Raw genomic sequence first — 26,709 nt, forward strand, 5'->3', positions numbered from 1 at the left:
AGGCGCTAAATCACCCACTAACTGGCAGCCAGCATTGCAAGGGGTGAAGCATACTGATACTCAAACCCAAGCTCGCGGACTATCGCATCACCTAGAATGACTTTGCTGGCTTGTAGCTGCTCATTAAATTGCGGCGCCGCTAATCCCAAGGATTCGGCGGCAGCCACATAAAATTCACTTCTGGAAGGATGCTCTGGCGCGCAAAGATTATAGATAGCAGCGACCTTCTCTCCCTTCGCCTTTGCAGCAATAATCAAGCTCACCGCCGCGACACAGTCCTGTAAATGCACCAGATTAACCGCAACATTACCACCCGCCACATCGGTTTTACCGGCAAAGAAGCGACCCGGATGACGTTTAGGTCCAACCAAGCCAGCAAAACGAACGATGCAGCTATTCGCTTGGCGAGCAAATAAGGCTTCGGCATCCAATAACACCTGTGATGAAGCCGATTCAGCCTGTGCGTCCGCTTCGGTCATCGACTTGTCGAGGGAGGGATAAACGCCCGTAGTGCTGATAAACACTATGCCTTGATAGTGCCAGCCTTGGGTTAGCGCAATTAACTGCTGTAATTCTTGAAGATAGGCACTATTGCCATGTTTTAGGCGCGGAGGAATATTGACGACAAGAAAGTCTGTCTGAAACAAGGCTTTTAAAGCCTGCGCATCGGGGACAACATCAGCCTCACCCCCGAGTTGCAGTTGGAATCCATGGATCCCCGCCTCAGTGAGAGGTGCTAACTCCTCTGCGTGGCGTTTAGCGCCAGTGACTCGGTAACCCGCTTGCACTAACTGCTTAGCGAGGGCAAAACCAAACCAACCACAACCAACAACCGCTACACTTTTTTGATCTGCCACACTCAGCTCCATTTCCATTGACCGACACCACAAGGTATTTCGGCCAATAGCATACGGAACTCAGGTGGCGGGATTCAAGCTTGGAACAAGCTAAAATAAAAACTAATGCCTTTATCCATTTGCAAGGTGCGGATCGCGCCCTCGGTTAACTCTTCCGCGCGAATGGTTTTTTGTACTGTCACCCCTTCATCACTTAAAAAGCGTAACGAAGCCTCACTGCCATCTTCCTTACAGGCCCACACCTGCGGCTGACTCACCTCTTTGGTGGTCATGATCACCTTAGCAACAGTGTCGTCGGATAACTTGACGATAGTACCCGGCGGGTAGATACCTAAAATCTTAACCAACACCGAAATTAAGGATTCAGCATGTTTACTCGCACGATTTTTAAATAAATAGCCTAATGCCACCTGCGGTGAAGATGCCTGCTCGCCACTAAGCTGCTGATCGTAATCGTTCGCTAAACTCACTATTTGAGTGGTAATGGGGATTTTGGCACCTGTTAATCCATCGGGAAAACCTGAACCATCAATAAACTCATGGTGGTGCAATACAATATTCAGCACTTCCTTTGGGAAGAGTCCCGAACGATTCAGCATGTCATAGCCAAAGTTCGGGTGCATTTGCAGGTAATTGGCCTCATGGGCAGTGAGCGCGCCCCGTTTACGGCGGATCACATCCGGGACTTTGAGTTTGCCTATATCATGGAACAGGCTCCCCAAGGCAATATCGCGCAGATCCCGCGCTGGTAAGTCGAGTGCCTGACCTATCATCATGGCTAATACTGCTACCGAGATGCCGTGTTGAGTCACGCTGACATCTTTTTCATCCATTCCGACCAAAGTGAGGAAAGGTTTCTCGACCTCTTGCAGATGGCTGAGTAAATCCTCCACTAAGGCGGCCGACAAGCGATAAGCGCCTTCTGGGTCGCTCACCACTTTGCCATACACATTGCGGCACTGGTTAACGCTCTCTAAAAAACGCTTCTGGCTTAAACGCATCGCCTTACGGGTATCGGCCTTTAAGTCACGCTCCGGTGGCGCTTCTTCAACCTCCTCGACATTTTCCTCTTCATCGGTCGATTCGAGTTCATCACTACTACCTGAGATCAGATACACATAGGGCACACCGAGTCCGCGGATCATCTCAATGTGAGCCGGGCTACTGATATCCACACGGTTAAATAAAAAAGGGTGATTCGTCCATGACAAAGGCAACTTGACCCTCATGCCAAGTTGAAGTTCGGAAAGTAATAATTTTCGTTGAGCTGCTTTTGCCACGCAATATGACTCCTTTCATGTACGCAAGACGCATCAAATATTTGCTTCTTTGGTCGCACATTTAAGCTAAGTACATATAACTATAGATGATTCAACAAAATCAGTAAGCTATAAGTGAAAAAATGCTTATCAAACTGAGGGATAGTACACACAAATTATCCCTCAGGGATTAGATATTAGATAAAAAGCTGAAATTACAACGAGATGAACCTAGTTTTCTTTTACCGACGTCACAGTCTCTTTCGGCCAATCGGCGAGGTAATAGCTGAGACGTTTTGACTTGTAGACATACAAACCTGACCAGAACAACACTAAGGCGTCGAGGGCTAAACTCCAATGGAATAAAAATTGCCCATGGATTAATCGCTGCGCGAGTAAGGTCGCATCGAGTAATAATAAAATCCACAATCCCCATTTAAGGTGGACAAACACCGGGCGCAGCCATGAGGGTGAACGGCGCCGCTCCGCCAGCACCACAACATAGAGCACCACGGCGCCCAGCCCCGCGGCGAGTGCGAGTAAAAAGTCAGACTTTTCGGGATAGAAGAGCCTGACTAATTCTGATCTATCACTGGCTTGAGTAAGCGAGGCAATAAAAATACACCAGCCGCGGGCGAGGAAAGCCAGGATAGCATATAAAAATATCGGTGGTTTGATATGGCCTTTATCATCGAGCCAAGTGATGTGACTAAAGTTCAATCGCAATCCATTTAGTAAAAACTAAAGCAATATAAACAAAATGGTGGCGTAACGGCTAAATTCAATGGCTGGTGTGAATAATTCGTGCAAGCTTGTTACGTTTAAGTGTCACGCTCAAGTTTGCTAGACTCAAGTTGTGTTATGCCAAGTTCACCACACAAACCACGGCCCCCATATCTTAGCCATAAAAAAGCCCCGCAAGGCAGGGCTTTATCAATGAAGCGGCAGCGTGTTAGCTATTTGCTGCAAGAAGAGCCAATAATTCATCTTCACCAATCACTTTGACGCCAAGCTCCTGCGCTTTGGCAAGCTTAGACCCCGCCGCTTCACCCGCAACTAAGCAATCGGTATTTTTCGAGACACTGCCCGCGACTTTGGCGCCTAAGGCCTGTAATTGCGCCTTAGCATCGTTACGGTTGAGTTGATTTAAGGTGCCTGTTAGCACCCAAGTCTGCCCCTTCAATGGCTGCTCATCGGTGCTTGGCGCTGCAATTGCAGGCCAGTTGACGCCAGCCGCAATCAAAGCATCGATCACTTTTAGGTTATGGGGCTGGGCAAAGAAATGCGCCACATGCTGGGCAACCACTTCACCAATATCTTCAACTTGAATAAGCTGCTCTATGGTGGCCACGCGCAGCGCCTCTAGGCTACCAAAGTGAGTAGCCAGGTTAGCCGCCGTGGCCTCCCCCACCTCACGAATGCCTAAGGCATAAAGGAAACGTGGCAAAGTCGTGGTTTTAGCCGCTTCAATCGCCTGCGCGAGATTGGTGGCGGACTTCATTCCCATACGGTCGAGCATGGTCATCATAGAGGCGGTGAGTTTAAATAAGTCAGCAGGGCTTTGAACCAGCTCCTTATCAATCAACTGCTCGACAATTTTATCGCCCATGCCGTCGATATCTAATGCCTTACGGGAGGCAAAATGTTTGATCGCCTCTTTACGCTGCGCCTCACAGAATAAGCCGCCACTGCAACGCGCCACGGCTTCACCTTCTAATCGCTCAACCAAACTGCCGCAAACGGGGCAATGTTGCGGGAAGGCAATCGCCTTAGCATCTTCTGGGCGACGCTCGGGCACTATGGCCACAATTTGCGGGATCACATCGCCGGCGCGGCGGATAATCACAGTATCACCCACCATCACACCTAAACGGGCGATTTCATCGGCATTGTGCAAAGTCGCGTTCGATACAGTCACGCCACCGACAAACACAGGTTTTAGGCGCGCAACCGGAGTCACCGCGCCAGTACGGCCGACCTGAAAATCTACGCCTTCGAGCAGCGTCATTTCTTCCTGCGCGGGAAATTTATAGGCAATCGCCCAACGGGGAGATTTAGCCACAAACCCTAAGGTTTGCTGCTGGGCGATATCGTTCACCTTCATCACCACACCATCGATCTCAAAGGGTAAGTCGGCGCGGCGAGTCAATATATCTTGATAGTAGGCAAAGACTTGGCTGAGTTCGTCGCAGACTTTAATCTCGCTGCTGACTGGCAGCCCCCAAGATTTTAGTTGTTGCAATTGCTCATAATGCGTCTTAGCTAATTCGTGAGAAGTCGGCTCCACCACACCTAAGGCATAGGCATAAAACGACAGCGCCCGTGACGCGGTAATTTTACTATCGAGCTGACGTAAGCTGCCCGCAGCCGCATTACGCGGATTGACGAACAGTTTTTCATCCTTTAAGCGCGCACGCTCATTTAGCGCCTCAAATGCCGCCTTGGGCATAAAGGCTTCACCGCGCACTTCGACCAATTCGGGATAGTTGTCACCACGCAGTTTGAGCGGAATCGACTTAATGGTTTTAACGTTTTCGGTAATATCTTCGCCCACGGAACCATCACCCCGAGTCGCGGCGCGCTCAAGCACACCATTGCGATACAAAATACTCACCGCTAAACCATCGAGCTTAGGCTCACAGCAAAAACTCACTTGGCCAACTCTGTCGCTGACACGTTTATGAAACGCGCTAAAGTCTGCCTCATCGAAGGCATTATCGAGACTTAACATGGGTTTAAGGTGAGTAATTTGTTCAAACTTGGCCAGCGCCATGCCGCCGACTCTTTGGGTGGGCGAGTCGGCAGCAACAAACTGAGGATACTCGGCCTCTAGTTGTTTTAGCTGCTGCATTAATCTGTCGTATTCGGAGTCGGTAATGCTTGGCGCATCATCGACATAGTAACGAATATTGTGTTCATTCAGAGATTGGCAGAGCGCCTGCATCAATGGCTGCGCATTTTGTGGCGTGACAGCTTGAGAAAGCAGTTCAGATAGGCGTTTATCGAGTTGAATGTCTTGCATATTCATTATCCAGAATTCTTAAGCATCAAAAAGTTGCAAAAAATGAGGCCGCATTTAGCGGCCCCATCTGTCTATCACCGCGGTCTCGCGGCGTTGCATTAAGCGTTTGCGCGAATGCGGTGTAAATAATCTTGCTTAGTAAACTCGCCCCAAGGTTGACGCTGACCATCGAGCACCACAGCATCGATATCATCCGCCAATTGGCGCGCTGAGTTAAGCATGATGGAGAAGTTCATTAGCGCATCGCCGTAGCAAGGTAAGGTCATAAAGAATACCACGCCTTGGGTGCTGAATTGTTCCATATTGTCTGGGTCAAAAATCCCAGGTTTAACCATATTCGCAATGGAGAACAACACCTTACCATTACCCGCATTATCCACATGGCGGTGGAAAATATTCATATCGCCATATTTAAAATTAAGGGTTAAAAAGCAAGGTAGCAATTCGGCGCCATTAAGCTGCTGACCTTCTTTTGCCACTACGTGCAGCACTAATACATCACGTGGCTCGCCTAAATCATCATCTGGCTGTTCAACGGCTTGAGGTTGCTCTTCTTCATACGCCTCTTCCTCATCGAACAGAGCGGTTTGTGTAGGCATTTGCACCTGCGCACGTTGCTCTTCGGCGGCTTTTTGCGCCACCATGGCCGCATGGGATTGCCCTACATGGGCTTGGGCTAGATTGGCAGAATGTCCTGGTAATACGGGCTCTTGGCGTGATGCTTTAGGACCACGGTGTTGCTCTTTGGCCGTTGGCGATTGCAGACTAAAATCCGGCTGCGCCATGCTTGGCTCTTGCTTAAACAGTGGCTTAGGTTCAACTTGCACGGGTTCCACGGGTTGCGGTTGTGCTTTGGCTTCTTGCTTTAAATAAGGGTTAAACGCAGGTGCCTCTGGGGTATGGGCTTCATTCGCTTTACGGACTCTGACGGCACCAATACCATCGGCGTCGAAACCATCGGCATCTACACGCTTAGGCGCACCCTCGCCGCGTTCGGCCTGCTTTTTATAGAAATTGCCCATCGGACTATCTTTCAATGACTTAGGTTGTTGTCTTCTGATAGACCAAAATCCATGCACCAGCACAGCAACTATGGCTATGGCGCCTAAAACGAACAATACTAGTTGCAAATCTTCCATTGGTTACCCTGTCTTTCTTCTAGTTATCAAGCGTCGGCCATTGCCACCGCTTGCTCTAAATCTACTGCGACTATACGGGATACACCCGGCTCATGCATAGTCACACCGATAAGTTGATCAGCCATCTCCATCGTAATTTTGTTATGGCTGATATAGATAAACTGTACGCTCTGCGACATTTCCTTCAATAATCGACAGAATCGTTCTACGTTGGCATCGTCTAAGGGCGCATCCACTTCGTCTAACATACAGAAGGGAGCTGGATTCAACCTGAAAATCGCGAATACCAATGATAAAGCCGTTAGGGCTTTTTCACCACCGGAAAGAAGATGGATGGTACTGTTCTTCTTACCTGGCGGCTGGGCCATGATGGTCACGCCCGTTTCTAATAAATCGTCTTCCGTCAGCGCTAAATACGCGCGTCCGCCACCGAATACCTTAGGGAATAAACGCCCTAGGTCTTCGTTTACCGCATCAAATGTGGTCTTAAAGCGAGTGCGGGTCTCCTTATCGATTTTCCGAATGGCTTCCTCTAGGGTGGCCAGACCGTTATTTAGATCTTCATCTTGATGATCCAAATAGGATTTTCGCTCACTTTGTTGCTCGAATTCTTCGATCGCAGCGAGGTTTATCGCCCCTAAGCGAATAATTTTTTGGCGGATCTGATCCAAATCACGCTGCCACTTGTCGGGATGCCCATCAGCAGGCAGGGAATCGACAATCTGAGCAAGCACAATTTGTTGCTCTGACAGCGCAGCCAATTGGCTATCGGCCTGCCCTTTTAATCCCTCACGACGTAACTTTAACGTGCTGAGGCTTTGAGTCAAGCCCTCAAGCTTACCAAGCTCTTGTTTTTGCTTTAATCCTATACTGTTTAGCGTTTCAGTGAGCGAACTTTGTTGTGACCTGAGGCTTTTAAGTGCTTGTTGCTGACTCTGCTGTTGATTGAGTAACTGCGCCAGTTGTTCGCTGAGCTGTGCGGTTTGCTGATCGCCCTCTTGTGCCGCTACGTTGGCAAGTTGGGCTGACAGTGTTTCCTTTGAGTGGACTAATTCACTGACACGTACACGCTGTAATTCAATTTGTTCAGTGCTCACCGCCATCCGAGTGGTGACCGATTGCAGACTGGCATTGAGGCTCGCTAAGCGGCGCTCGGCATCACCAATCTGCGCCTTCAAGGCTTGATGACGTGCCATATCCCCTTGGGCATCTTGGCTTTGTTGCTGCTGCTGCTCAAGGCTTAACTCCAGCGCCTCTGCCAGTTCATCCTCTTGCTCCGCAAGCAGCATTAACTGCTCGGCAAGCTCGGCTAACTCGGCTTGGGTTCGGGCAACGGTTTCTGCGAGTTGCTCCCGTTTAGCTTCACGCTGTTTGGCCTGCGCCTGTGCATTATTAAGCTGGGTAGATTTGGTGGCTTTATCGAGCTGTAACTGGTGTAAGCGTTTAGTGCCTTGACTTAAGCTGTCACGCACTTGGGTTAATTGCTGCGCTAATTCATCAAGCTTTGCCTGCTGTATGGCTTTTGCCTGCTCGCAATCAGCGATAGCCTCGCTCAGCTGGGTTTGCTCTTTACTCAGTTGCACTAACGATTGGCTATTGTCTTGTTTGGCAATCAAAAAACCTTTGCCAAGCAGGTAACCGTCAGCGGTCACGATTCGCTCATCGGCCGCCAAACTCGCCACTTGTGCTTGCGCGCTGGCCAGATTATCGGCCCATTTGAGTCCCTTAAGCCAAGGAGCGAGGTTCAATTTAGCGCCTAAAATGGGAGAGCCATCGAGATGCGCATCCGCCGCCAAGGCCGCATCGGCAGAAAACCCTATCTCGTTGGCGTTAACGCCCACGGGCAGCGTCATCAATCCCTGCAGTGCAAGCTCTGCCGCGGCTTCCCAGCCGTTTTCGACTTGAATGCTTTGCCACAACTGCGGCTTATCACTTAACTCTTCTTGTTTCGCAAGCCATTGTTCAACCAGTTCGAAGCGTGCCCGCATCGAAGTTAAACGCTGCGATAATTGCTCAAACTCACCGCGAGCTAAATCTAACGCGTGAGTATCGGCAGCTAGAGTGGATTCAAACTCTTGATTAATTTCAACTTGTTCAGCTAATGCTTGCTCTAACTGGGCAATCTCGTCATTAAGTGATGCGCTGTTATCTTCGAGGGCATGCGCATTGAGCGAGGCCAACTCTTGTTGTTGCTCTTGGTGTAACTGGGTTTTATGGGCATTTAATTGCTGCTGATGAGCCAGTTTGCTGCGGTGTAATTCTAATTGCAGTTTATGCTGAGCGACGGCCGCCGCCAGCACTCTGGCGTTTTCACTTTGCGCCTCACTGCGCGAAACACTCATCTCCCACTGGGCTTGCAGCTCATCCATCATTTCTTGCTGCAATTCTTGTTGCGGCGCAAGTTGGCTAAGCTCCGCCTCAAGCGCTTGAAAACTGGCTTGGTAAGCGGCTAATTTCGCTTGGTTTTGAATGATCTGCTCGCTCAACTGCGCAAGCTGATTATGCAACTGGGCGTCGCGCTGCTTTTGGCTCTGTAACTGTTGCTCAAGCTTTGCGATTTCGGTACCCGTTAGATAATAGGCTTCGACCGCCTGCTGCTCCTGCTCGACTAACTGCGAAAGTGTGAGTTGCTGCTCGGTGCTTTCTAACTCGCCGGTTTGCGCTAAGGACTGGGCCGCAGCTTGTTGCAGCTCGAGCGAGCTAATCTGCTCCGATAAACTCGCCATTTGGCTCTGCAGCTCTTGATAGCGCATCACCAGCAGCTCGGCATGGGTTTTACGCTCAGCTTGCTTCAGCTCACGATATTGCTTCGCCGCCTTGGCCTGCTGACTGAGTTTTTCCAGCTGTTTGGCTAACTCGCTGCGAATATCCCCTAAACGCTCCAAGTTTTCGCGGGTATGACGGATACGGTTTTCCGTTTCACGCCGCCGTTCTTTATAGCGGGAAATCCCCGCCGCTTCTTCAATAAAAGTCCGTAAATCTTGAGGTTTAGATTCGATTAAACGTGAAATCGTGCCCTGTTCGATAATGGCGTAACTGCGCGGCCCAAGCCCGGTGCCCATAAACAGATCGGTGATGTCTTTACGGCGACATTTTTGGCCGTTGAGAAAATACCAAGACTCGCCGTCACGGCTCACCTGACGTTTTACCGAAATTTCTTCATAACTGGCGTATTGGCCCGCAAGGCGGCCCTCTTTATTTTCAAACACCAGTTCAACGCCCGCCACAGACACAGGTTTACGGGCGCTGGAGCCGTTAAAAATCACGTCACTCATGGAGTCGCCGCGCAAATGCTTTGCCGAGCTTTCGCCCAGCACCCAACGCACGGCGTCAATCACGTTGGACTTACCGCAACCATTTGGGCCAATAATGGCGCTTAATGCCTGTAAAAACGGAATTTTGGTGGGATCGACAAACGACTTAAAGCCGGCAAGTTTTATTTGTTTTAATCTCATGGTGCCAGTTAGCGCGTCTCAGTATAAAAAGCCATCAGGGCGATGGCCAATAGGGATGCAGGCCAATATTAGCCCGAGTCGTGTCATAGAATTCTGAGGCCAACTTTAGCAAAGCAGGCAGTATTTTGTAACGCTTTTTATTGAATTCATATGGCTTTTAGCTTGTCATCTCGCGACGAGTTGATCACAATCGCACTTATCTGTATCTCACGCTGTATCTCAACTTTTTTGGAATGACGATATGACACAGAAAACCTCCTCCCCTTCACAGGGTAAAAGTGGTGTGAATTATTTTCTCGATGGCTTTGGTTTAATCAAACGTAAAGGCCTGCGCACCTTTGTATTTATTCCCTTAATGATCAACTTAGTGCTGTTTGCGGCTGTTATCTATGTGGCGATTGGGCAGCTCGATGTGCTCTTCACTTGGATGAATGCCCAGCTCCCCGAATACTTAAGTTGGCTTAACTTTTTGCTCTGGCCGTTAGCGGTAACCACTATGTTGGTGATGCTGGCGTTTGTTTTTAGTTCGGTAATGAACTGGCTGGCCGCGCCCTTTAATGGTTTGCTGGCCGAAAAAGTCGAGCAGTTATTGACCGGCAAACCGATGAATACCGGCTCGGGCATGGACATAGTCAAAGACTTACCACGCATTCTTGGCCGTGAATGGATCAAACTCAAATACTATTTGCCCCGTGCGCTGGTATTTTTGTTGCTGTTTTTAGTGCCCATGGTGGGGCAAACCTTAGCGCCAATTTTGTGGTTTTTATTCAGCGCTTGGATGATGGCAATTCAATACTGCGACTATCCCTTTGATAACCATAAGGTAAGCTTCAAGGATATGCGCTTTGCCCTTAATCAAACCCGCGGCACCAGCTTTACCTTTGGCGCGACTGTTACCCTGTTTTCGATGATCCCTGTGGTGAATTTTATCGTGATGCCAGTGGCGATTTGTGGTGCCACCGCCATGTGGGTCGATAAGTACCGCGAAGCTTACCGTAATCCTGTGGTTTCTCCCGAATAATCCCCCCCAACGCACTGGATGACCGCCATCCAGTGCCGCCTTGGTTTCAGCTGTTTCTAATACAATTCTTGTAACAATTACCCACTCTTGTTAACGCGCAATTTCTGGCACACTGCGCGCCATTTCAGAATGATTTGGGCCTTGTTGTTGAAGACGTTTCTCCCCTTAGTGTTATCGACTGCGGTATTTCTCAGTTCGCCAAGCTTGGCGGGCTCTGCCAGCCAATTTCAATTAACGATCCCGACCTTAGAAGATGCCGCCAATATTGATGGCGAATTTGATGAGGCGGTGTGGCAGCACGCGGCGCAGGTCGAGCTACGCTATGAAACTCAGCCCAGTGAAAACACGGCGGCGCCGGTTTACACCGAGGCCAGAATCTACGCGACCCAAACCAGCCTATTTGTGGCCTTTACCGCCAAAGACAGTCAACCACAACATATTCGCGCCACACTCAAGGACAGGGATAATCTCTGGGGCGACGATCTGGTGGGGATCAAACTCGATACCTTTAACAACGCGCGTTTGGCCTATCAGTTTTTTATCAATCCACTGGGCGTGCAACTAGACTCGATAGAGAATGAGCTCACGGGCGAAGAGAGCGAAGCTTGGGATGGCATTTGGAAAACCGCCGGAAAAATCACCGCCGAGGGTTATCAGGTGGAAGTCGAGCTGCCATTACGACTATTTAACTTTGACGATAAAAAACCTGTTCAAGAATGGGGATTTGAGCTTATTCGCTACTATCCTCGCAATGAAAATCATCGCATCTCCACCCATAAAATCGATCGTAACATCAGTTGCCAGCTATGCCAGCTCGGCGTCGCCACGGGCTTAGCCTCCGCCAAGCAAGGACAAGATCTGCAAATAACCCCGTCCTTTGTCGCCAATCGCAATGAGCAAAAAAGCGCAAATGGCTGGCAAGCAGAGAGTAACTATGAGCCAGGGCTCGATTTGCGCTGGGGCATTAACTCGCGCACCTTGCTAAATGCCACCATAAATCCCGATTTCTCCCAGGTGGAGTCCGATGCTGGACAGCTCGATATCAACAGCACTTTTGCGCTGTTTTTTGATGAGAAACGCCCCTTCTTCCTCGACAATAAAGACTACTTCGATACCCAAGTGAATCTGCTTCATACCCGCAATATTGTATCGCCGGACTATGGGCTAAAACTCACCAGCCAAACCGAGCAACACACTTGGGCATTGCTGGCCGCCAATGACAGCCAAACGACCTTTTTGATGCCGGGTAATTTAAGTTCTGAGATCACCTCCTTAGCGGAGGAAAGCCTTAATCTGGCAGCACGTTACCGCTTCGACATGGATAAAACCTTCTCCTTTGGGGGGCTTATCACGGCAAAGAGCAGTGCCGACAATCAACTGACAGCATTTGCCGATCAAAATGATTACCACAATTATGTCATGAGCTTAGATGCGAAATACCAACCGACAGCCCAGGATATCTTTACCGCTCAAATCGCCCATTCGCAGACACGTTACCCCACAGCCCTGTACCAACAATTTTGTGGCAATGTGGGGGGAGAACTGACCGAAGGACTACTCTGCGGCCAAACGCCGTTAAGCTGTGAGCTTGGCCAATGCCAAGTGAATGAACAAGTGTTACGTAGCCAATCGGATCGGGATTTCAGTGGCGCCCTGTATCAACTGACCTACGAACACAACGCCCGCGATTGGTTTGCCTACGGCGAGTACCACGACGTGTCCCCCGATTTTCGCGCCGATTTAGGCTTTGTGGAAAAAATTGATTACCGCACTTTTATGGCCGGTGGTGGCTTAATTTGGTATCCCGAAACCGTATTTAACAAGATTAAATTCGGTGGCGACTGGGATATCACCCACAATCAAGCCGGAGAGCAGCTCGAGCAAGAGTTTGAAATCTTTTGGGAAATGTATGGCGCGCTGCAGAGTGAGTTATCTTTTGGGATAGAAACTCGTGAACGCGTCGGCCCACGCCATGACAGCGCGCAACTGGCGGTGTTAGGTAACAGCAATCAATACCAAGAAACCCAAGGCTGGCTTTACGGCGCGATTACGCCCACCTCAGCCCTCAGCCTTGAGCTGGAGATCCATTACGGCGATGAGATTGACTTCCTTAACGATCGCTTAGGCACAAAAATCTTAATCAATCCGATGTTCAAATGGAAAATTGCCAACGGCCTGTCGGTGGATGTTTCCCATCAATATCAACATATGGAAATCGAGCAGGATAAACTCTTTACCGCAAATCTCTCGGATGTGCGCCTGCACTGGCAATTGAGTCTGCACAGCTTTATTCGCCTATCGAGCATTTACACCCAAATCGAGCGTAATCTTGCGCAGTATTTGTATTCGGCGCCCGATAGCGAAGCGGCACACTTAGGGAATGAAATCCTCTACGGCTACAAACTCAATCCCCAGAGCGTGTTCTATTTGGGCTATTCCGACAGTTTAACCTCGGATGATGAACTCACGCGGCTCACTCGGGATGAGAAGACCTATTTTATGAAGTTAAGCTACGCCTGGTTGCTCTAGGCTGAAAGATTTTGCATAAAGCCCACAACAAGGCTTGTGGGCTTAAATCGGAATACTAGCTAAGACTCATGGATACCCAATAAGCTTGGGCTGGGAAGCGCAATCCCCATTGCGGTGAGCTCCATTCCCCAATGCCGCAGCAGCGCAAGATACGCCTGCTCAAAGGGATAGCGTGGCTTAGGGAATGCCCACTCAGAGGGAAAACACCATTCCTCCTCGCTCTCATCAATCGCTAAATAGGCGGCGAAATCATGGTTTGTCTCAATCAGCGCAGCGGTTAGATTTTTCGCCATCGCGACCCTGTGGGCAGAAGTAAATCCCGACTGTTCACTAAACTCATCAAACACATAAGCATCGTACAGCGCTTGCAGCTGCGCGGGATCTAAAGGATCGTAGCGATTGAGAGTTTCCCCGAGCGTTTCCTCACGGTCATAACAATTAAAAGCGCCAAGAAACCAGCCAGGATTGGGCTGAAACGGAATATCCAAATCAGGGTGAAGAAGCGTCATGATGGCATGTTCTCGCATTGCAACTGAGGCTTTAAAAAAGTGTTTTTTAGGCAGCTCACTGCCTTGTCTGAGTAAAGGCATTTTCGGTTAAGGTACCGCATCAAACCGTTTAATCAATGTGCAGATATAAAAGCTAAAGCCCCATTGCTGGCAATGGGGCTTTAGTCGATTTAGCGTTTTTGCAAAATCACGCTACCGATGGAGTACCCCGCACCAAAGGAGCTTAATAGCCCTAAATCGCCCGCGTTAAAGTCAGCGGAATATTTATGGAAGGCAATCACTGAGCCTGCGGAGGCGGTATTGGCATACTCGTCGAGTACTACGGGCGCTTGCTCAGGCGTTACCTCATCCCCTAGCAGCTTTTTCACCACAAATTGGTTCATGTTGATGTTGGCTTGGTGCAACCACAAACGTTTAAAGGACTGTGGCGTGAGGGATTGCTCGGCCAGATGCTCGTCTAAATGCTGATAAATCATCGGCAACAGTTCTTTAAAGACTTTGCGGCCCTGCTGATGGAATAACTTATCCGCCTGATGCGCCGAGCTTGGATCGCAGCGATTTAAAAAACCGAAATTACTGCGAATATTGTTTGAGTAGTCAGTAAAACAACGACTTGAAACAATATTAAAGCCCTTATTGGCGGCCACTAGGCTTTGCTCTTCGAGCACCATAGCGGTCGCTACATCGCCGAAGATAAAGTGACTGTCACGGTCACGGTAGTTCACCTGCGCCGAACAAATTTCGGGGTTAATCACTAACACGCGCGACGCCGAGCCCGTCGCAATCGCATTGGCGGCGGCCACAATGGCAAAGGTGGCCGAAGAACAGGCAACCTGCATATCGTAGCCATAGCCACGGGTACCGAGTGCCCGCTGGATTTCAATCGCCATCGCAGGATAAGCGCGCTGCGTATAAGCACAGGCAACGATCACTAAATCGATTTGCTCGGCCTTCACATCCGCTTGCTTAAGTGCCATCACTGCCGCCTCAACCCCAATTTCAGCCTGCATAGATAACTCGTCACTGCCGCGCTCAGGAATAAGCGGCATCATGATTTCAGGATCGAGAATACCGTCTTTAACCATCACATATCTGTGTTTGATGCCCGAGGCCTTCTCGATAAACTCACTGGAGGAATAAGACAGCGGCTCAACATGGCCCTGCTCAATTAATCCTGCATTTTCAAGGTTAAACATATCGACATAGGCGTTGAAGCTCTCCACCAAAGCTTCATTTGAAATACTGTGTGGCGGCGTAAATAAACCGCTGCCAGAAATAACGACCTGTTTCATAGGTGCTCCGAACGGGTGCTTGTTGTAAGGTGAGCAGACGTCGCATTATTCTGTGTTGGCACGGCGGCCAATGCGTGTTCAGCCTGCGCCTGTTGCTGCTCTAATTGTTGCTTTTTATGCATTTGCGCTAAGTCTATCACGACTGTGGAAGATATTTTATCTTGGATCCCCTGCCGATTGGCATCCCAAAATATCTGCATAAAGCCCAGTAAGCCCGTCGTGAAGCCCGCCGCATAACCACCATAACGGCCAAATGCCCCCCAAAGACTGATTTTAGCGCCATCGAGTTGGATAACGCGGATGCCTAAGAGTTTCTTACCTAAGGTCTGACCATCAAATTTGGCGGTAAACACGGTGAAGTAAAATGCAGCCCAGCCAAAACCTAAGCCCATATCGCTCATAAAGCCTTTGATCCACGCCAGCACACTGCGGGTGTCACTCTCTTCTTCATCGGCGGTTTCACTGTTGCGGCCTTCGGTTTGATCTGCAGGATTGAGGTCGGTGTTAGAAACTAAGGGAACGTTATCCATGGCAGCTCGATTATCGATTTGAGCGTTGGCTAATCCATCAGTTTGCGGTTCAGATACGGGAACTGCGTCAAGCTTGCCATCAGACGACTGATTTGGCTTTGACGACGGTGATAATGTGCTTGAATCCTTGGCTGAATTCTTAGCTAATCCCTTGGTTGAATCCAGAGTGACTTCAAACACCTTCACCTCTGGCCAGAGGCTGCCCACCATAATTTCATCGCGTAACAGTGCTTTATCTGCCTCGGATAACTCCGAGCTCGCTAAAGTATCTAGTACCATATCGCGGCGCTCAGCTGCCGACATTCCCTCAATGGACACATTCTCAAGCGTCTGAGTCTCGAGCGTCTGTTGCAAAGCACGGATCTGTTCACGGGCACAATCGGTATTTTCACAGAGTCCGAGGGACACAAGGCCCGGAATCGCCTTAACAACAGCATTGATATCCTGGGGCGCGGAGACCTTTTCGCGCGAAGTTTTACCCGATTGATGGAAGTTCCACAAATTCCCCGCCGAGCTAAAGAGCATCAACCCCAGCATGGCCGCATACAGGCCCCATTTGAGTAAACGGCCAAACTGTCGACTGCGTTTCTCGATATAAATAATCCCCACCACCAGCAGAACAAACAGCCAATCCATTTGTTCGGCTAAAATAGTGATAAATAAACCGTCGATTAACATCGCCAATGCCCGCTTAAATGGCGTCGCTAACGGGGTATAAAGTACCGATTCGGCGATAGTGAATGCCTTAGGGGTGACCATAGTTCTTGGATCTTTGCCCAAGTCCGTTTGTTGTTGCTTCATAGTGTGGCAATCCGATTCCGATAGAAGTTTTATAAGTGAAACATCAAGTGGTTATTCTTATTTACAGGTTATTTTTTATTGATGTTAGCAAGAGGTTAACACAGTTAAACCCACTGCCAATTGGGCTTTGCGAATAACAGGATTATCTTTAATAACCAAATCGAATAAAGAAGAACAAACAATCACTTCTAAATGCGCCACAGGCGATTATGATTCAATAGTGCAAACATAGGAGCAAGCAATCCATGAGCAAAATTTTCGAAGACAATTCATATACTATTGGCAATACCCCGTTAGTGCGTTTAAACCGCGTAAGCCAAGGTAAAGTGCTGGCAAAGGTCGAAGCACGTAATCCAAGTTTCAGTGTCAAATGCCGTATCGGTGCCAATATGATTTGGGATGCCGAGAAAAAAGGCCTGCTCACCAAAGATCACGAACTGATTGAGCCTACCTCAGGTAATACCGGGATTGCCTTAGCCTATGTGGCGGCTGCCCGTGGTTACAAGCTGACGTTAACTATGCCAAATACTATGAGCTTAGAGCGGCGTAAACTGCTGAAAGCCTTAGGTGCGAACTTAGTGCTGACCGAAGGCGCAAAAGGCATGAAAGGTGCTATCGATAAAGCGGAAGAAATCCGTCAATCGGCGCCTGAAAAATACATTATGCTGCAACAGTTTAATAACCCTGCAAACCCTGAAATCCACGAAAAAACCACTGGTCCAGAGATTTGGAACGATACCGATGGTGCTGTGGATGTGTTTGTTGCGGGTGTAGGTACAGGCGGTACCATCACAGGTGTAAGCCGTTACCTGAAAAAAGTCGCTGGCAAAGCCATTACTTCTGTTGCGGTAGAACCCGCTGATTCACCGGTTATTACCCAAACCTTAGCGGGATTACCTGTGCAACCAGGCCCGCACAAGATTCAAGGTATTGGCGCAGGTTTTATCCCTGGCAACTTAGATCTTGAGTTAATCGATCGCGTTGAAACCGTCACCAACGATGAAGCCATCGACATGGCGCGCCGCTTGATGCAAGAAGAAGGCATTTTAGTCGGTATTTCTTCTGGTGCTGCTGTGGTTGCGGCGAACCGCATCGCGGCTCTGCCAGAGTTTGCGGATAAAAACATTGTGGTTATCCTGCCTTCGGCTGCCGAGCGTTACTTATCTTCTGTACTGTTCCAAGGTCAGTTTGGCGACGAAGAGAACATTCAGTAATAAGTCGATTCGTCCGGCTAAAAATACCCAGCATTGTCTGGGTATTTTTATGGCCGAAATTGATGGGCAATCACCATTAACACCGCTTCCCTCTCCTCCAGTTCTGTATTTATTCACTAAGTTGGAGCTAGTTCATAGTTTTCCACCGCAGCTCTGACTTTTGCCGTTAACTTCGCTATAAAGATTGTACTCCTTTGTAAACTCAACCAATTTATGTCCTTCTACCACACCCCGAAAACCTTAAGCGCTTTCGATGCCAAATTTGAAGCGCAAAAAATCGCCTTTGGCCCCATTAGTTTTCAGGTTGCCCATTGCCTGCTGAAATTTGAAGTATTAGCCACCATTGACCAAGCTGGCGAACAAGGGCTGAGTATCGCCCAACTTGCGCAAACCAGTGTGTTAAACGAGTATGCCCTTGGCGTGTTACTCGATATGGGATTGAGCATGGGGCTGGTATGGCTCAATGGTGACGCCTATGTGCTCGATAAAACTGGCTATTTTTTACTGCACGATGATATGGCGGCCATTAACCTCAATTTTGTGCAGGACGTGTGTTATCAGGGACTGTTTCAACTCGATAAGGCGCTAGTCGCGGGTAAACCCTCTGGCTTAGCGGTATTTGGCGATTGGCAAACGATTTACCCCGCCCTTAAGGATTTACCTGCTGAGGCTAAGGCCAGCTGGTTTGCCTTCGATCACTATTATTCTGATCATGCTTTTCCACAGATTTTACCCTTAGTGTTTGCCCATTCTCCCAAGCACTTAGTCGATATTGGCGGAAATACGGGTAAATGGGCGCTAAGCTGCTGCGAGTTTAATCCTGAGGTTGAAGTCACCCTGATGGACTTCCCTGGCCAATTAGCCGTAGCCAAAGACAATGCCGCCAAGCATGGCTTTGCCGAGCGGATCCACACCTTTGCCACCGATTTGCTCGATGAATCACGCCCCTTTGTCGAAGGCGCCGATACCTATTGGATGAGCCAGTTCCTCGACTGCTTCTCTCAAGAGCAAATCCTTAGCATCTTGCAACGCACCGCTCAGGCGATGACGCCAGACAGTCAGTTGTTCATTGTCGAAACCTTCTGGGACAGACAACCCTCTGCCGCCTCAGCCTATTGCGTCAATGCGACAAGCTTGTACTTTACTGCGATGGCCAACGGTAATAGCCGTATGTACCACTCTAAGGACTTGATAAAGTTACTACATCAAGCGGGCTTATACGTCGATGAAGACACTGACAACCTTGGCCTTGGGCATACTTTACTGCGCTGCAAACGCAAACCTTGAAATTAATAATATTTGAATCTCTGAATAAAATTAATCAATTTTATTTATCACGCTCTCAGCCATACACTGACATTAACAGACAAACACGTCGAATTAATGTCAGTGTTGAGAGGTAACAAACATGACTTCAAAACGTAAACGCTGGACAGCACGGGCAGCAAAATTACCCAGCCCCATGGGCGGACTCGCCCTCGCGATTGCAAGCTTAGGTTGGACCTGGGAGAGTGTGATGCCCTCACTCAATGGGTGGGGCCAACTGACAGGGGCTGTCATAGCCTCAGTCTTACTCATGCTGCTTGCTGCGAAATTTGTTCTGCATCCCTCAGTGCTGAAGAACGAACTCAGCCATCCGGTTGTTGGTAGCGTGATCCCAACATTCGCCATGGCGGTAATGGTGGTCTCGAACCTACTCGGCCATTATTTTCCCCATGCTGGCTTAACTCTGTGGCTAGGGGCCATTGTTATCCATGTCATCTTTTTAGGTGCCTTTATCTATTACCGCGCTATCGACTTCAAGCTCGAACATATGGTGCCTAGCTGGTTTGTGCCACCCATTGGCATCATAGTGGCGGCAGTATCCTTCCCCAGTAATGGCGCGCCATGGTTAGTGAACTTGATCCTAGCCTTCGGCATGCTCGCATATTTAGTCATGCTGCCATTGATGCTCTACCGATTAATCTTCTGTCAGGCAGTGCCCGATGCGGCTAAACCCACCATTGCCATCCTCGCCGCGCCAGCCAGTCTATCCTTAGCAGGCTACTTAACTGTGTGCGAGCAGCCTTCGATTGCCTTGGTCGCCGTATTGGCCAGTATTGCAGTATTGATGACAGCAGTGATTTATCTCGCTTTTTTCCATCTGCTCAAATTGCCCTTTAGCCCAGGCTATGCCGCTTTCACCTTTCCCATGGTGATCGGCGCGACGGCACTGTTTAAAACCGCCCACTGGCTCGCGCAATATCGTCAAATGAGCGACCTCACCCACTGGGTAAGGTTACTTGCGGACTTCGAACTCGGTGTTGCAACCATAGTCGTTTGTTATGTCGCACTCAGGTATTTAACTCATTATCTACCTAATCCTGCTCACATAATAGATAACACCACTACAGCTTAACCTACTCATAAGTATTAAAAACGCTTAGCATCGGGTGTCTATAACACATTCAAATCTCATGTCATAAAATATTTGCATGACAAAAGAAGTGAATTTAAATTCACTTCTTTTGTCTAGTTAAGTGCATTTTGCTAAAAAATCCCCATAAAATAGTTAGCTTAAATTAAAAACACAGAATACTTAAAATCCACTGAATAAAAGATATTCAACAACTAGTCAATAACCGTACAGCATCTACTGATTTAAGCTATTTTTAATACGGCACCAATAAAAATACAGTATTCAAAACCGTATAAACACCGAGGTTAAATAAAAATCTAAATATACAAAAAAAGTATGATTATTTTATTCTTACAAAAACTTTCAATTTTTACAAAATAAGAACAATTTATTAATATATATTCAAATTTAATGCTGATTTTATTGCCAAAATTGGTTTTAAACTTCTAAAAACCGCTAACACACTCACAAATAAAACCAACAAAAAACATTTAATTAACAATTAATAGCTAGGCATTGCAACTTACGCAAATTTACACTGTTGCACTTGTTATTTTCTTGTGGTTATATCTTGAGCCTAATTAAATAGGGCTCTATTTCTTAAAACGTTCCGTATTTAATTAAAATAACAATTAAACAAATAACAAGTGTTAAGGGAGAATGATATGCGCGCTAATTCGACATTAGCCAAAGCGGTTCGCTTTGCGTTAATTGGTGGTGCCACAACAGCAGCTTTATCTAGTACTGTTGTTTATGCTGCAGAGGATAACGCTAAGGTAGAACGTATTGAAGTAACAGGTTCCCGTATTCAAAGAACTGATATGGAATCAGCGTTACCTGTTACTGTTTTATCGGCCGAAGATATTGCCAAAACAGGTTTAAGTGATGTTTCTGCTGTTTTAGCACAAATGCCATTTAACACTGCTGGTAGTTTTATTAGTGATGCAGGTAGCTCTGCCAGTAACCATGCCAGTTCAGGTATGCGTGGTTTAGGTTCGAACCGTACGTTAACCTTAATCAACGGTCGCCGTATTGCGCCATCTGCAACCTTTGGTGGTGATGCTACTAACCTCAATTTAATTCCAATGGATGCAATCGAGCGTATTGAAATTTTACGTGACGGTGCATCAGCAATTTATGGTTCAGATGCTATCGGTGGTGTAATCAACATCATCCTTAAGAAGACTTTTGACGGTTTAGCATTCGATGCCAAATTTGGTAGCCCTACTCAAGGTGGAAGAGACGAAAAGTCAGCTTCTGTCACTTTCGGTAATACCAGTGATAAAAGCAGCAGCTTAGTGATCATCGAGCATAAGCAATTTGATCCACTGCAAGGCGGTCAACGTCCTCATTTAACCGCGAACTGGGACAAGAAATACGGCCGTAGTGGCTTATATGCACCAGAAGGCACATATCGTCCAGTTGAATCTCGCCCAGTGAAAGACGCAGATGGTACCTTCGGCACCCCAGTCTACACTGGCTTACAGGTTCCAGGTAAAGATTGTCCAGCCGATCGCATTGTAACCACCAAAGACGGTTCAGCTTGTGGTTTTAACCAGTTTGATGGTACAGACTATTTGCCAGATCAAACAAAAGACTCTGTATTCTCTAATATGACTTATCGTATTACTGATGAATTAGAGTGGTTTGGTCAAGCTATCGTAATGCGTGATAAATCCATCACGTCTTCTACCGCGCTGTGGACTCCTAACCTATACATGGCGGCAGATAATCCATTAAACCCAACATTCGGCACAGCGAATGCTTCAGAAGTTCAAGCTTATCATCGCTTGAAGGGCGTAGCTGATCGTAAGACTGAATTCGACTCAAACGTTGTAGACATTGTCACAGGTCTAAACCTTGAGTTAGATGCAGGCTCTCTGAGCTGGTACGTACAATACTCAGATCAAATCGTAAACATTGAAACTGACTCTTACGTATTCGAAGATAAGTTACAAGAAGCGGTTGATAAAGGTCTATACAACCCATTTGTTGAGGGTGGTAATGCGACCCAAGAAACTTTAGATACTTTCTTGCATACAGCGACTCGTAAAGCAACATCTAACACTACTGGTACAGGATTATCATGGGCCGCACTGGCTCCTATCTCCTTACCAGGTGGTGACTTAGGTTACGCTGTGGGTATGGAATACCAAAAAATCGAATACAAAGATACCCGTGATGCTCAACAAGCAGCTGGTAATGTATTAGGAACTTACGGTGGTGATTCTGCTGGTGATAGAAGCTACAAAGCAGCATTCGTTGAATTAGAACTACCAGTTTTAGATCACCTAAATGTGAAACTCGCTAGCCGTTACGACCAATATAGCTTGCCTGATGTTGGCCAGCTTTCTAGCTCAGTTAACGTCCGTTACGAAGCCTTAGATAACTTAGTGTTACGAGCATCTTACGGTCAAGGTTTTAGAGCTCCATCACTGGATGACCTGTTAGGCAAACCTGCGACTAGTTACGACAGAATCACAGACACCACTCTGTGCCAAAGTCTGCCTGCAGATCAAAAAGACAATCCAGCTTGTGAAGATAACCAGTACCTACGTAAGAGTTCAGGTAATAAAGACCTAGACCCAGAGAAATCTGCTCAATACTCTTTCGGTGCCGTATGGAATATTACTGAAAACATTGACTTAGTTGTTGACTACTACAACATCGAAATCACTGACCAAGTAAGCTATATCGATGCACAAACTATCGTTGATTTAGAAGCAATTGGTGGTTTAGGTGCTTATGACCCTAACTACATCTACGTTAAACGTAAAGCTGACGGCACCATCGATGAAATTGGCGCTGGTAACATCAACATGGATGGCGTACAAACCTCAGGTCTTGACGTGTCATTCACATCAAACTTCGATTTTGCTGAATTTGGTGCATTTAAGTTTGCCGTTGAAGGAACTTATGCGCTTGAATACACAGAACAAGCAAGCCCGATTGCTAAACGTTATGATGTGTTAGGTACTAAGGGTTATCCAGCATTACGTTTCAACACAACATTTAGCTACGCCATCGATGACTTCTCTGCATCTTTGATTGCTAAGTACATTGACTCTTATGATGGTGAAACTCCACAGCAACAAGAAGTTGGCACAAACAAGCAAGACTTCTCATCGTTCACTACATGGGACCTCACCCTGAACTATGACTTCGACAGCTATGGTAAAGTCACTGTAGGTGCTCGCAACTTGTTTGATGCAATGCCAACGGTTAACTACAGCTTAGGTTACCCTGGATACGATACTGATACTCATAATATCTTAGGTCGTGTCGTGTTTGCAGGATACAAAGTGAAATTCTAATCTCCCTATAGGAAGATAGAAAACCACAACAAAAACGGCATCCTCGGATGCCGTTTTTTATCTCCTGTTTAACCAATTAACTGAGTTAACCCTGAGCGCCTATTTACCCGCTGCTTTAGGTGGCCCCTAGCGCCTAGCTAAATCCTCGCAGCTAGTTAAAGCCAAGATAGTGCGCGCCAATCACCAGCACACTTGAGACCAACATCAGCAGCAACATAAAACGCCAGACAAATTTCAACCAGTTGCCCCAATCGACGCGGCATACACCAAGGGTCGCCATTAAAGACGCTGAGGTGGGCACTATGATATTGGTGAGCCCGTCGCCAAGCTGAAAGGCCAATACCGCCACTTGGCGCGTCACACCGACGATATCAGAGAGAGGTGCCATCAGTGGCATAGTCAGTGCGGCCTGCCCTGATCCTGAGGTCACAAAAAAGTTGAATACGGATTGAAATAACAACATAAACCACGCCGAGAGCGCATCCGGCAGATGGCCTATCACCCCGCCTGCGCTATTAAGAATCGAATTAAGCACACTCGGTTCAGTCGGTGTTCCACCGCCAAGGAGTAGTAAAATCCCCGAGGCGCATCCCACTAAAAGTGCTGGCTCTAGCATGGTTTTAGCGCCATCTTTAAAACTCTGCGCCACCTTGTTAAGCGTTAAGCCATTGAGCTTAAAAACGCAGCCAATGACGCCGGCAACTATGCCCATGGTAAAAAACTGACTAGCGATCTCAGGGATAAACCACGCCTTTGCCACAACGCCCCAAATCACCCACACCATAGTTAACACTAACAACAACAGCACCAACACATCCCCAAGATTAAAGCGGCTCTCGAGCTGAGTATTGGCATGGTGCTCACGGAAATAAGCATCGGACTGATAACTATGGGAGAGACTGGGTTGCTGCTGAATACGATGGGCGTAACGCATGGTAAAAACGATGCCAAGCAATGTGAATCCAAGCCACATGGGGAAACGAAACTCGCTGCCTGAAAGAACCGGGATCCCTGCAATGCCCTGCGCAATAGCCACACTGAAGGGATTCATCCAAGAACTGGCAAAACCAATTTGGGTCGCCACATAGGTCACCATCACAGTAGTGATACCGTCATACCCTAAACGGATCATGAGTGGGCAGATGATAATGGCAAAGGCAATGGCCTCTTCTCCCATGCCAAACACGGCGCCGCCTAAGGAAAACAGCGTAAATATCACCGGAATGAATAGCTTTTCATTGCCACGGGTTTTATCGATTAACTTTAAGATGCCGTTATCTATGGTGCCTGTGGCCATTACGACCCCAAAAGAGCCGCCAATCACTAGCATAAACATGATAACGCCAATCGCGCTGCCCCATTTAGACCCCGATGTCAGGCCCTCAAAAGCGAAGTTAAAAAAGCCAACGCCGCCCTCGCCTTTAAACAGTGCCACGGGTTGTAACTTAGGCTCGCCCGCATCATCCAATTGATAGGCAAAAGAATTAGGGTCGACGACAGTCCGCGCTTTATCGACGCCATCGGCCAGATAATGCACCTCTTGGGTTTGAAACGAGCCAATGGGGATAAAGTAAGTCATTAATCCCGCAAGTAATGCCACAAAAAAGATGATCACTAAGGTATCGGGCATTTGAAAGGCTGAGGGAGTATGTGAAACGGATGGGGCCATAGCAGTCTGAGCTGCTTCTGTTGGCTGAGTCGTCGAGGGTGGAGTCGTCATAGATGCGCCATTTTATGTCAAACGGAAAAGGCCGCACTATAAACTAAAGCGCTGTAAATCAGTACATAAAATCTTCATTCGCTTACATGAATACGCAAAATGCTTACATCTATCACAAACAGCTAATCTGCATAAAAAGCGTGTTACTGCGAATGCAGCACAAAAATGCCCAGTAACACTGGGCATTTTTTATAAGCCTAAGGCAAACAATCACTCAAGGAGCTGTTATCCCAAATCTAAGCGACTGACTCGCTTAGTGACTAACTCTCTTACTTACTTTCTTGGCTATTTTTCGCCTTTTCGGTATGTAAGGGCGATGCAAAAAAGTGCGGTTGATGGGATTTTTGCGGATCGGGTAAGGCAATTTGGCCCTGCTCAATCCACCAATAACCGAGGCCAACGATCACACCGCCGCCGACAATGTTTCCTAAGGTCACGGGAATTAAGTTATTGAATACGAAGTTTGCCACGGTTAAATCGGCAAATTGTTCTTGGGTCACGCCTAGGGATGCAAAAAACTCAGGGCTAGCGACCGACTGAATAGTGATCCCAAGCGGCACCATAAACAGGTTTGCGATACTGTGTTCAAAGCCACTGCTGACAAACATGGCTACCGGGAGGATCAGTAAAATCGCTTTAGTTAGGGATTCGCGGCTGGCGAAGGTCATCCAAATACCCAGACACACCAACATGTTACATAAAATACCTAAGCTAAATGCCTGTACCCAAGTATGGTGTAGCTTATGTTGCGACACTTTTAACGCATTTAAGCCCCAGTTGCCGCCATCGAGTTCATATAAACCCGCCGCCATGATCAAGCCAACCATTAACATGGCGCCGACAAAGTTGCCGATATACACGCGGCTCCAGCATTTGAGCAATTCACTGGTGGTCACCTGCTTTTGCGCCCATGCAACGCTGCTCAGCACCGAGCTCGTAAAGAGCTCGCCACCACAAATTACCACCAAAATTAAGCCTAAGCTGAAGGCAATCCCGCCCACGAGGCGCACTAAGCCCCAAGCGCTATCACCCGCACCCGTGGTGACAGTCAGATAAAACACAAAGGCTAAGGCAATAAAAGCGCCAGCAAATACCGCTAAACCAAAGGATTGCCAAGGCGCCTTAACCACTTTGCTTTTGCCGTAAATTTCGGCTTGGTGATAACAGCTAAAATGCGAAGAAACCTGTATTGGCTCATGGCCAGTCGAGGATGTTTGTGGAGCGTTAGCGTGTGAGTCTTTCATAACTGTACTCCCAAAGCCGATAAACAAACGCGAACTTGCAACATAGGTCTCTCCTACAGCGCCCAAGCGCAGATCAAACCAATCAACATTTACATTAAGACTTGCTTAAATGATGACTCACTAAAGTCACGCTTTGTAACATACAATTCGCATTAGCCGTGAAGCAGAGTTTGCCAAAGCGTGATGTTATTCACAGGTAAAATGTAAAAATTTTGAAGCCATAAACACAAAAGGTTAATTGGTCATACCAATTTAAATCACCTTTAGCCAATTTGCCATGCTGCTTTTCAAGATCATTTTTAGGCAAGATGAAGCAGATTTAACCTTACAAAAGGTGAGTTTCTATAATCAAGATGACGGCTTGTTGACGACGCCACTGTTCGCCCTGCATTAATTTGAGGAGAA

17 protein-coding genes are annotated in these 26,709 nt (G+C 47.7%); 6 read left to right on the forward strand and 11 right to left on the reverse strand.

Annotated features, from left to right (window positions below):
- Positions 1 to 17: 17 nt before the first annotated feature.
- The 6 genes from B5P39_RS15150 to smc all read right to left on the reverse strand — a co-directional run bounded on the left by B5P39_RS15150 (position 18) and on the right by smc (position 9,732).
- On the reverse strand, positions 18 to 869 hold the full coding sequence (locus tag B5P39_RS15150) for an SDR family oxidoreductase (RefSeq protein ID WP_088212213.1): 852 nt from the start codon (positions 867 to 869) through the stop codon (positions 18 to 20).
- 62 nt (positions 870 to 931) lie between these two features.
- Positions 932 to 2,137: an HD-GYP domain-containing protein gene (locus tag B5P39_RS15155; protein ID WP_088212112.1), complete on the reverse strand. Its 1,206-nt coding sequence runs from the start codon at positions 2,135 to 2,137 to the stop codon at positions 932 to 934.
- A 210-nt stretch (positions 2,138 to 2,347) separates the two neighbouring features.
- Complete coding sequence (locus B5P39_RS15160) at positions 2,348 to 2,836, reverse strand: DUF2919 domain-containing protein (protein WP_088212113.1); 489 nt, start codon at positions 2,834 to 2,836, stop codon at positions 2,348 to 2,350.
- A gap of 232 nt (positions 2,837 to 3,068) precedes the next feature.
- Complete coding sequence (gene ligA, locus B5P39_RS15165; RefSeq protein WP_088212214.1) at positions 3,069 to 5,138, reverse strand: NAD-dependent DNA ligase LigA; 2,070 nt, start codon at positions 5,136 to 5,138, stop codon at positions 3,069 to 3,071.
- Positions 5,139 to 5,236: 98 nt separating this feature from the next.
- Positions 5,237 to 6,277, reverse strand: a complete 1,041-nt coding sequence (zipA, locus tag B5P39_RS15170; RefSeq protein WP_088212114.1) for a cell division protein ZipA — start codon at positions 6,275 to 6,277, stop codon at positions 5,237 to 5,239.
- Positions 6,278 to 6,303: 26 nt separating this feature from the next.
- Positions 6,304 to 9,732: a chromosome segregation protein SMC gene (gene smc, locus B5P39_RS15175; protein WP_088212115.1), complete on the reverse strand. Its 3,429-nt coding sequence runs from the start codon at positions 9,730 to 9,732 to the stop codon at positions 6,304 to 6,306.
- 241 nt (positions 9,733 to 9,973) lie between these two features.
- Between smc and cysZ the strand changes: the two genes are divergently transcribed.
- Positions 9,974 to 10,753, forward strand: coding sequence for a sulfate transporter CysZ (gene cysZ, locus B5P39_RS15180; RefSeq protein WP_088212116.1), 780 nt, complete (start codon positions 9,974 to 9,976; stop codon positions 10,751 to 10,753).
- 129 nt (positions 10,754 to 10,882) lie between these two features.
- Entirely contained in the window at positions 10,883 to 13,282 is a 2,400-nt protein-coding gene (locus B5P39_RS15185; RefSeq protein ID WP_176399956.1) for a carbohydrate binding family 9 domain-containing protein, read from the forward strand.
- 59 nt (positions 13,283 to 13,341) lie between these two features.
- On the opposite strand, the gene B5P39_RS15190 is transcribed toward B5P39_RS15185, so the two are convergent.
- From B5P39_RS15190 to B5P39_RS15200, 3 genes are all read right to left on the reverse strand, one after another.
- On the reverse strand, positions 13,342 to 13,872 hold the full coding sequence (locus B5P39_RS15190; RefSeq protein ID WP_249554678.1) for a hypothetical protein: 531 nt from the start codon (positions 13,870 to 13,872) through the stop codon (positions 13,342 to 13,344).
- 89 nt (positions 13,873 to 13,961) lie between these two features.
- Positions 13,962 to 15,083 (reverse strand): beta-ketoacyl-ACP synthase III, encoded by a 1,122-nt coding sequence (locus B5P39_RS15195; RefSeq protein ID WP_088212117.1) that lies wholly within the window; start codon positions 15,081 to 15,083, stop codon positions 13,962 to 13,964.
- Positions 15,080 to 16,414 (reverse strand): RDD family protein, encoded by a 1,335-nt coding sequence (locus B5P39_RS15200; RefSeq protein WP_088212118.1) that lies wholly within the window; start codon positions 16,412 to 16,414, stop codon positions 15,080 to 15,082. Before B5P39_RS15200 ends, B5P39_RS15195 begins: the two co-directional genes overlap by 4 nt.
- 245 nt (positions 16,415 to 16,659) lie before the next feature.
- On the opposite strand from B5P39_RS15200, the gene cysK reads away from it, so the two are divergent.
- From cysK to B5P39_RS15220, 4 genes are all read left to right on the forward strand, one after another.
- Positions 16,660 to 17,628, forward strand: a complete 969-nt coding sequence (gene cysK, locus B5P39_RS15205) for a cysteine synthase A (protein ID WP_011622282.1) — start codon at positions 16,660 to 16,662, stop codon at positions 17,626 to 17,628.
- A 213-nt stretch (positions 17,629 to 17,841) separates the two neighbouring features.
- The gene (locus B5P39_RS15210) at positions 17,842 to 18,915 is read left to right on the forward strand and encodes a methyltransferase (RefSeq protein ID WP_088212119.1); all 1,074 of its coding nucleotides are present in this window, start codon (positions 17,842 to 17,844) and stop codon (positions 18,913 to 18,915) included.
- A gap of 121 nt (positions 18,916 to 19,036) precedes the next feature.
- Positions 19,037 to 20,026 carry a TDT family transporter gene (locus B5P39_RS15215; RefSeq protein WP_088212120.1) on the forward strand — a complete coding sequence of 330 codons (990 nt, stop codon included), beginning with the start codon at positions 19,037 to 19,039 and terminating at the stop codon, positions 20,024 to 20,026.
- Positions 20,027 to 20,691: 665 nt separating this feature from the next.
- Positions 20,692 to 23,340 (forward strand): TonB-dependent receptor plug domain-containing protein, encoded by a 2,649-nt coding sequence (locus B5P39_RS15220; protein ID WP_088212121.1) that lies wholly within the window; start codon positions 20,692 to 20,694, stop codon positions 23,338 to 23,340.
- Positions 23,341 to 23,491: 151 nt separating this feature from the next.
- On the opposite strand, the gene yfcC is transcribed toward B5P39_RS15220, so the two are convergent.
- Together yfcC and focA are read right to left on the reverse strand one after the other, a co-directional pair.
- The gene (gene yfcC, locus B5P39_RS15225; RefSeq protein ID WP_217895745.1) at positions 23,492 to 25,060 is read right to left on the reverse strand and encodes a putative basic amino acid antiporter YfcC; all 1,569 of its coding nucleotides are present in this window, start codon (positions 25,058 to 25,060) and stop codon (positions 23,492 to 23,494) included.
- Positions 25,061 to 25,329: 269 nt separating this feature from the next.
- Positions 25,330 to 26,304 carry a formate transporter FocA gene (gene focA / locus B5P39_RS15230; protein ID WP_011716602.1) on the reverse strand — a complete coding sequence of 325 codons (975 nt, stop codon included), beginning with the start codon at positions 26,302 to 26,304 and terminating at the stop codon, positions 25,330 to 25,332.
- Positions 26,305 to 26,709 lie beyond the last annotated feature (405 nt).

The sequence above is a fragment of the Shewanella sp. Shew256 genome, from assembly GCF_002196695.1.
Lineage (GTDB): Bacteria > Pseudomonadota > Gammaproteobacteria > Enterobacterales > Shewanellaceae > Shewanella > Shewanella mangrovisoli.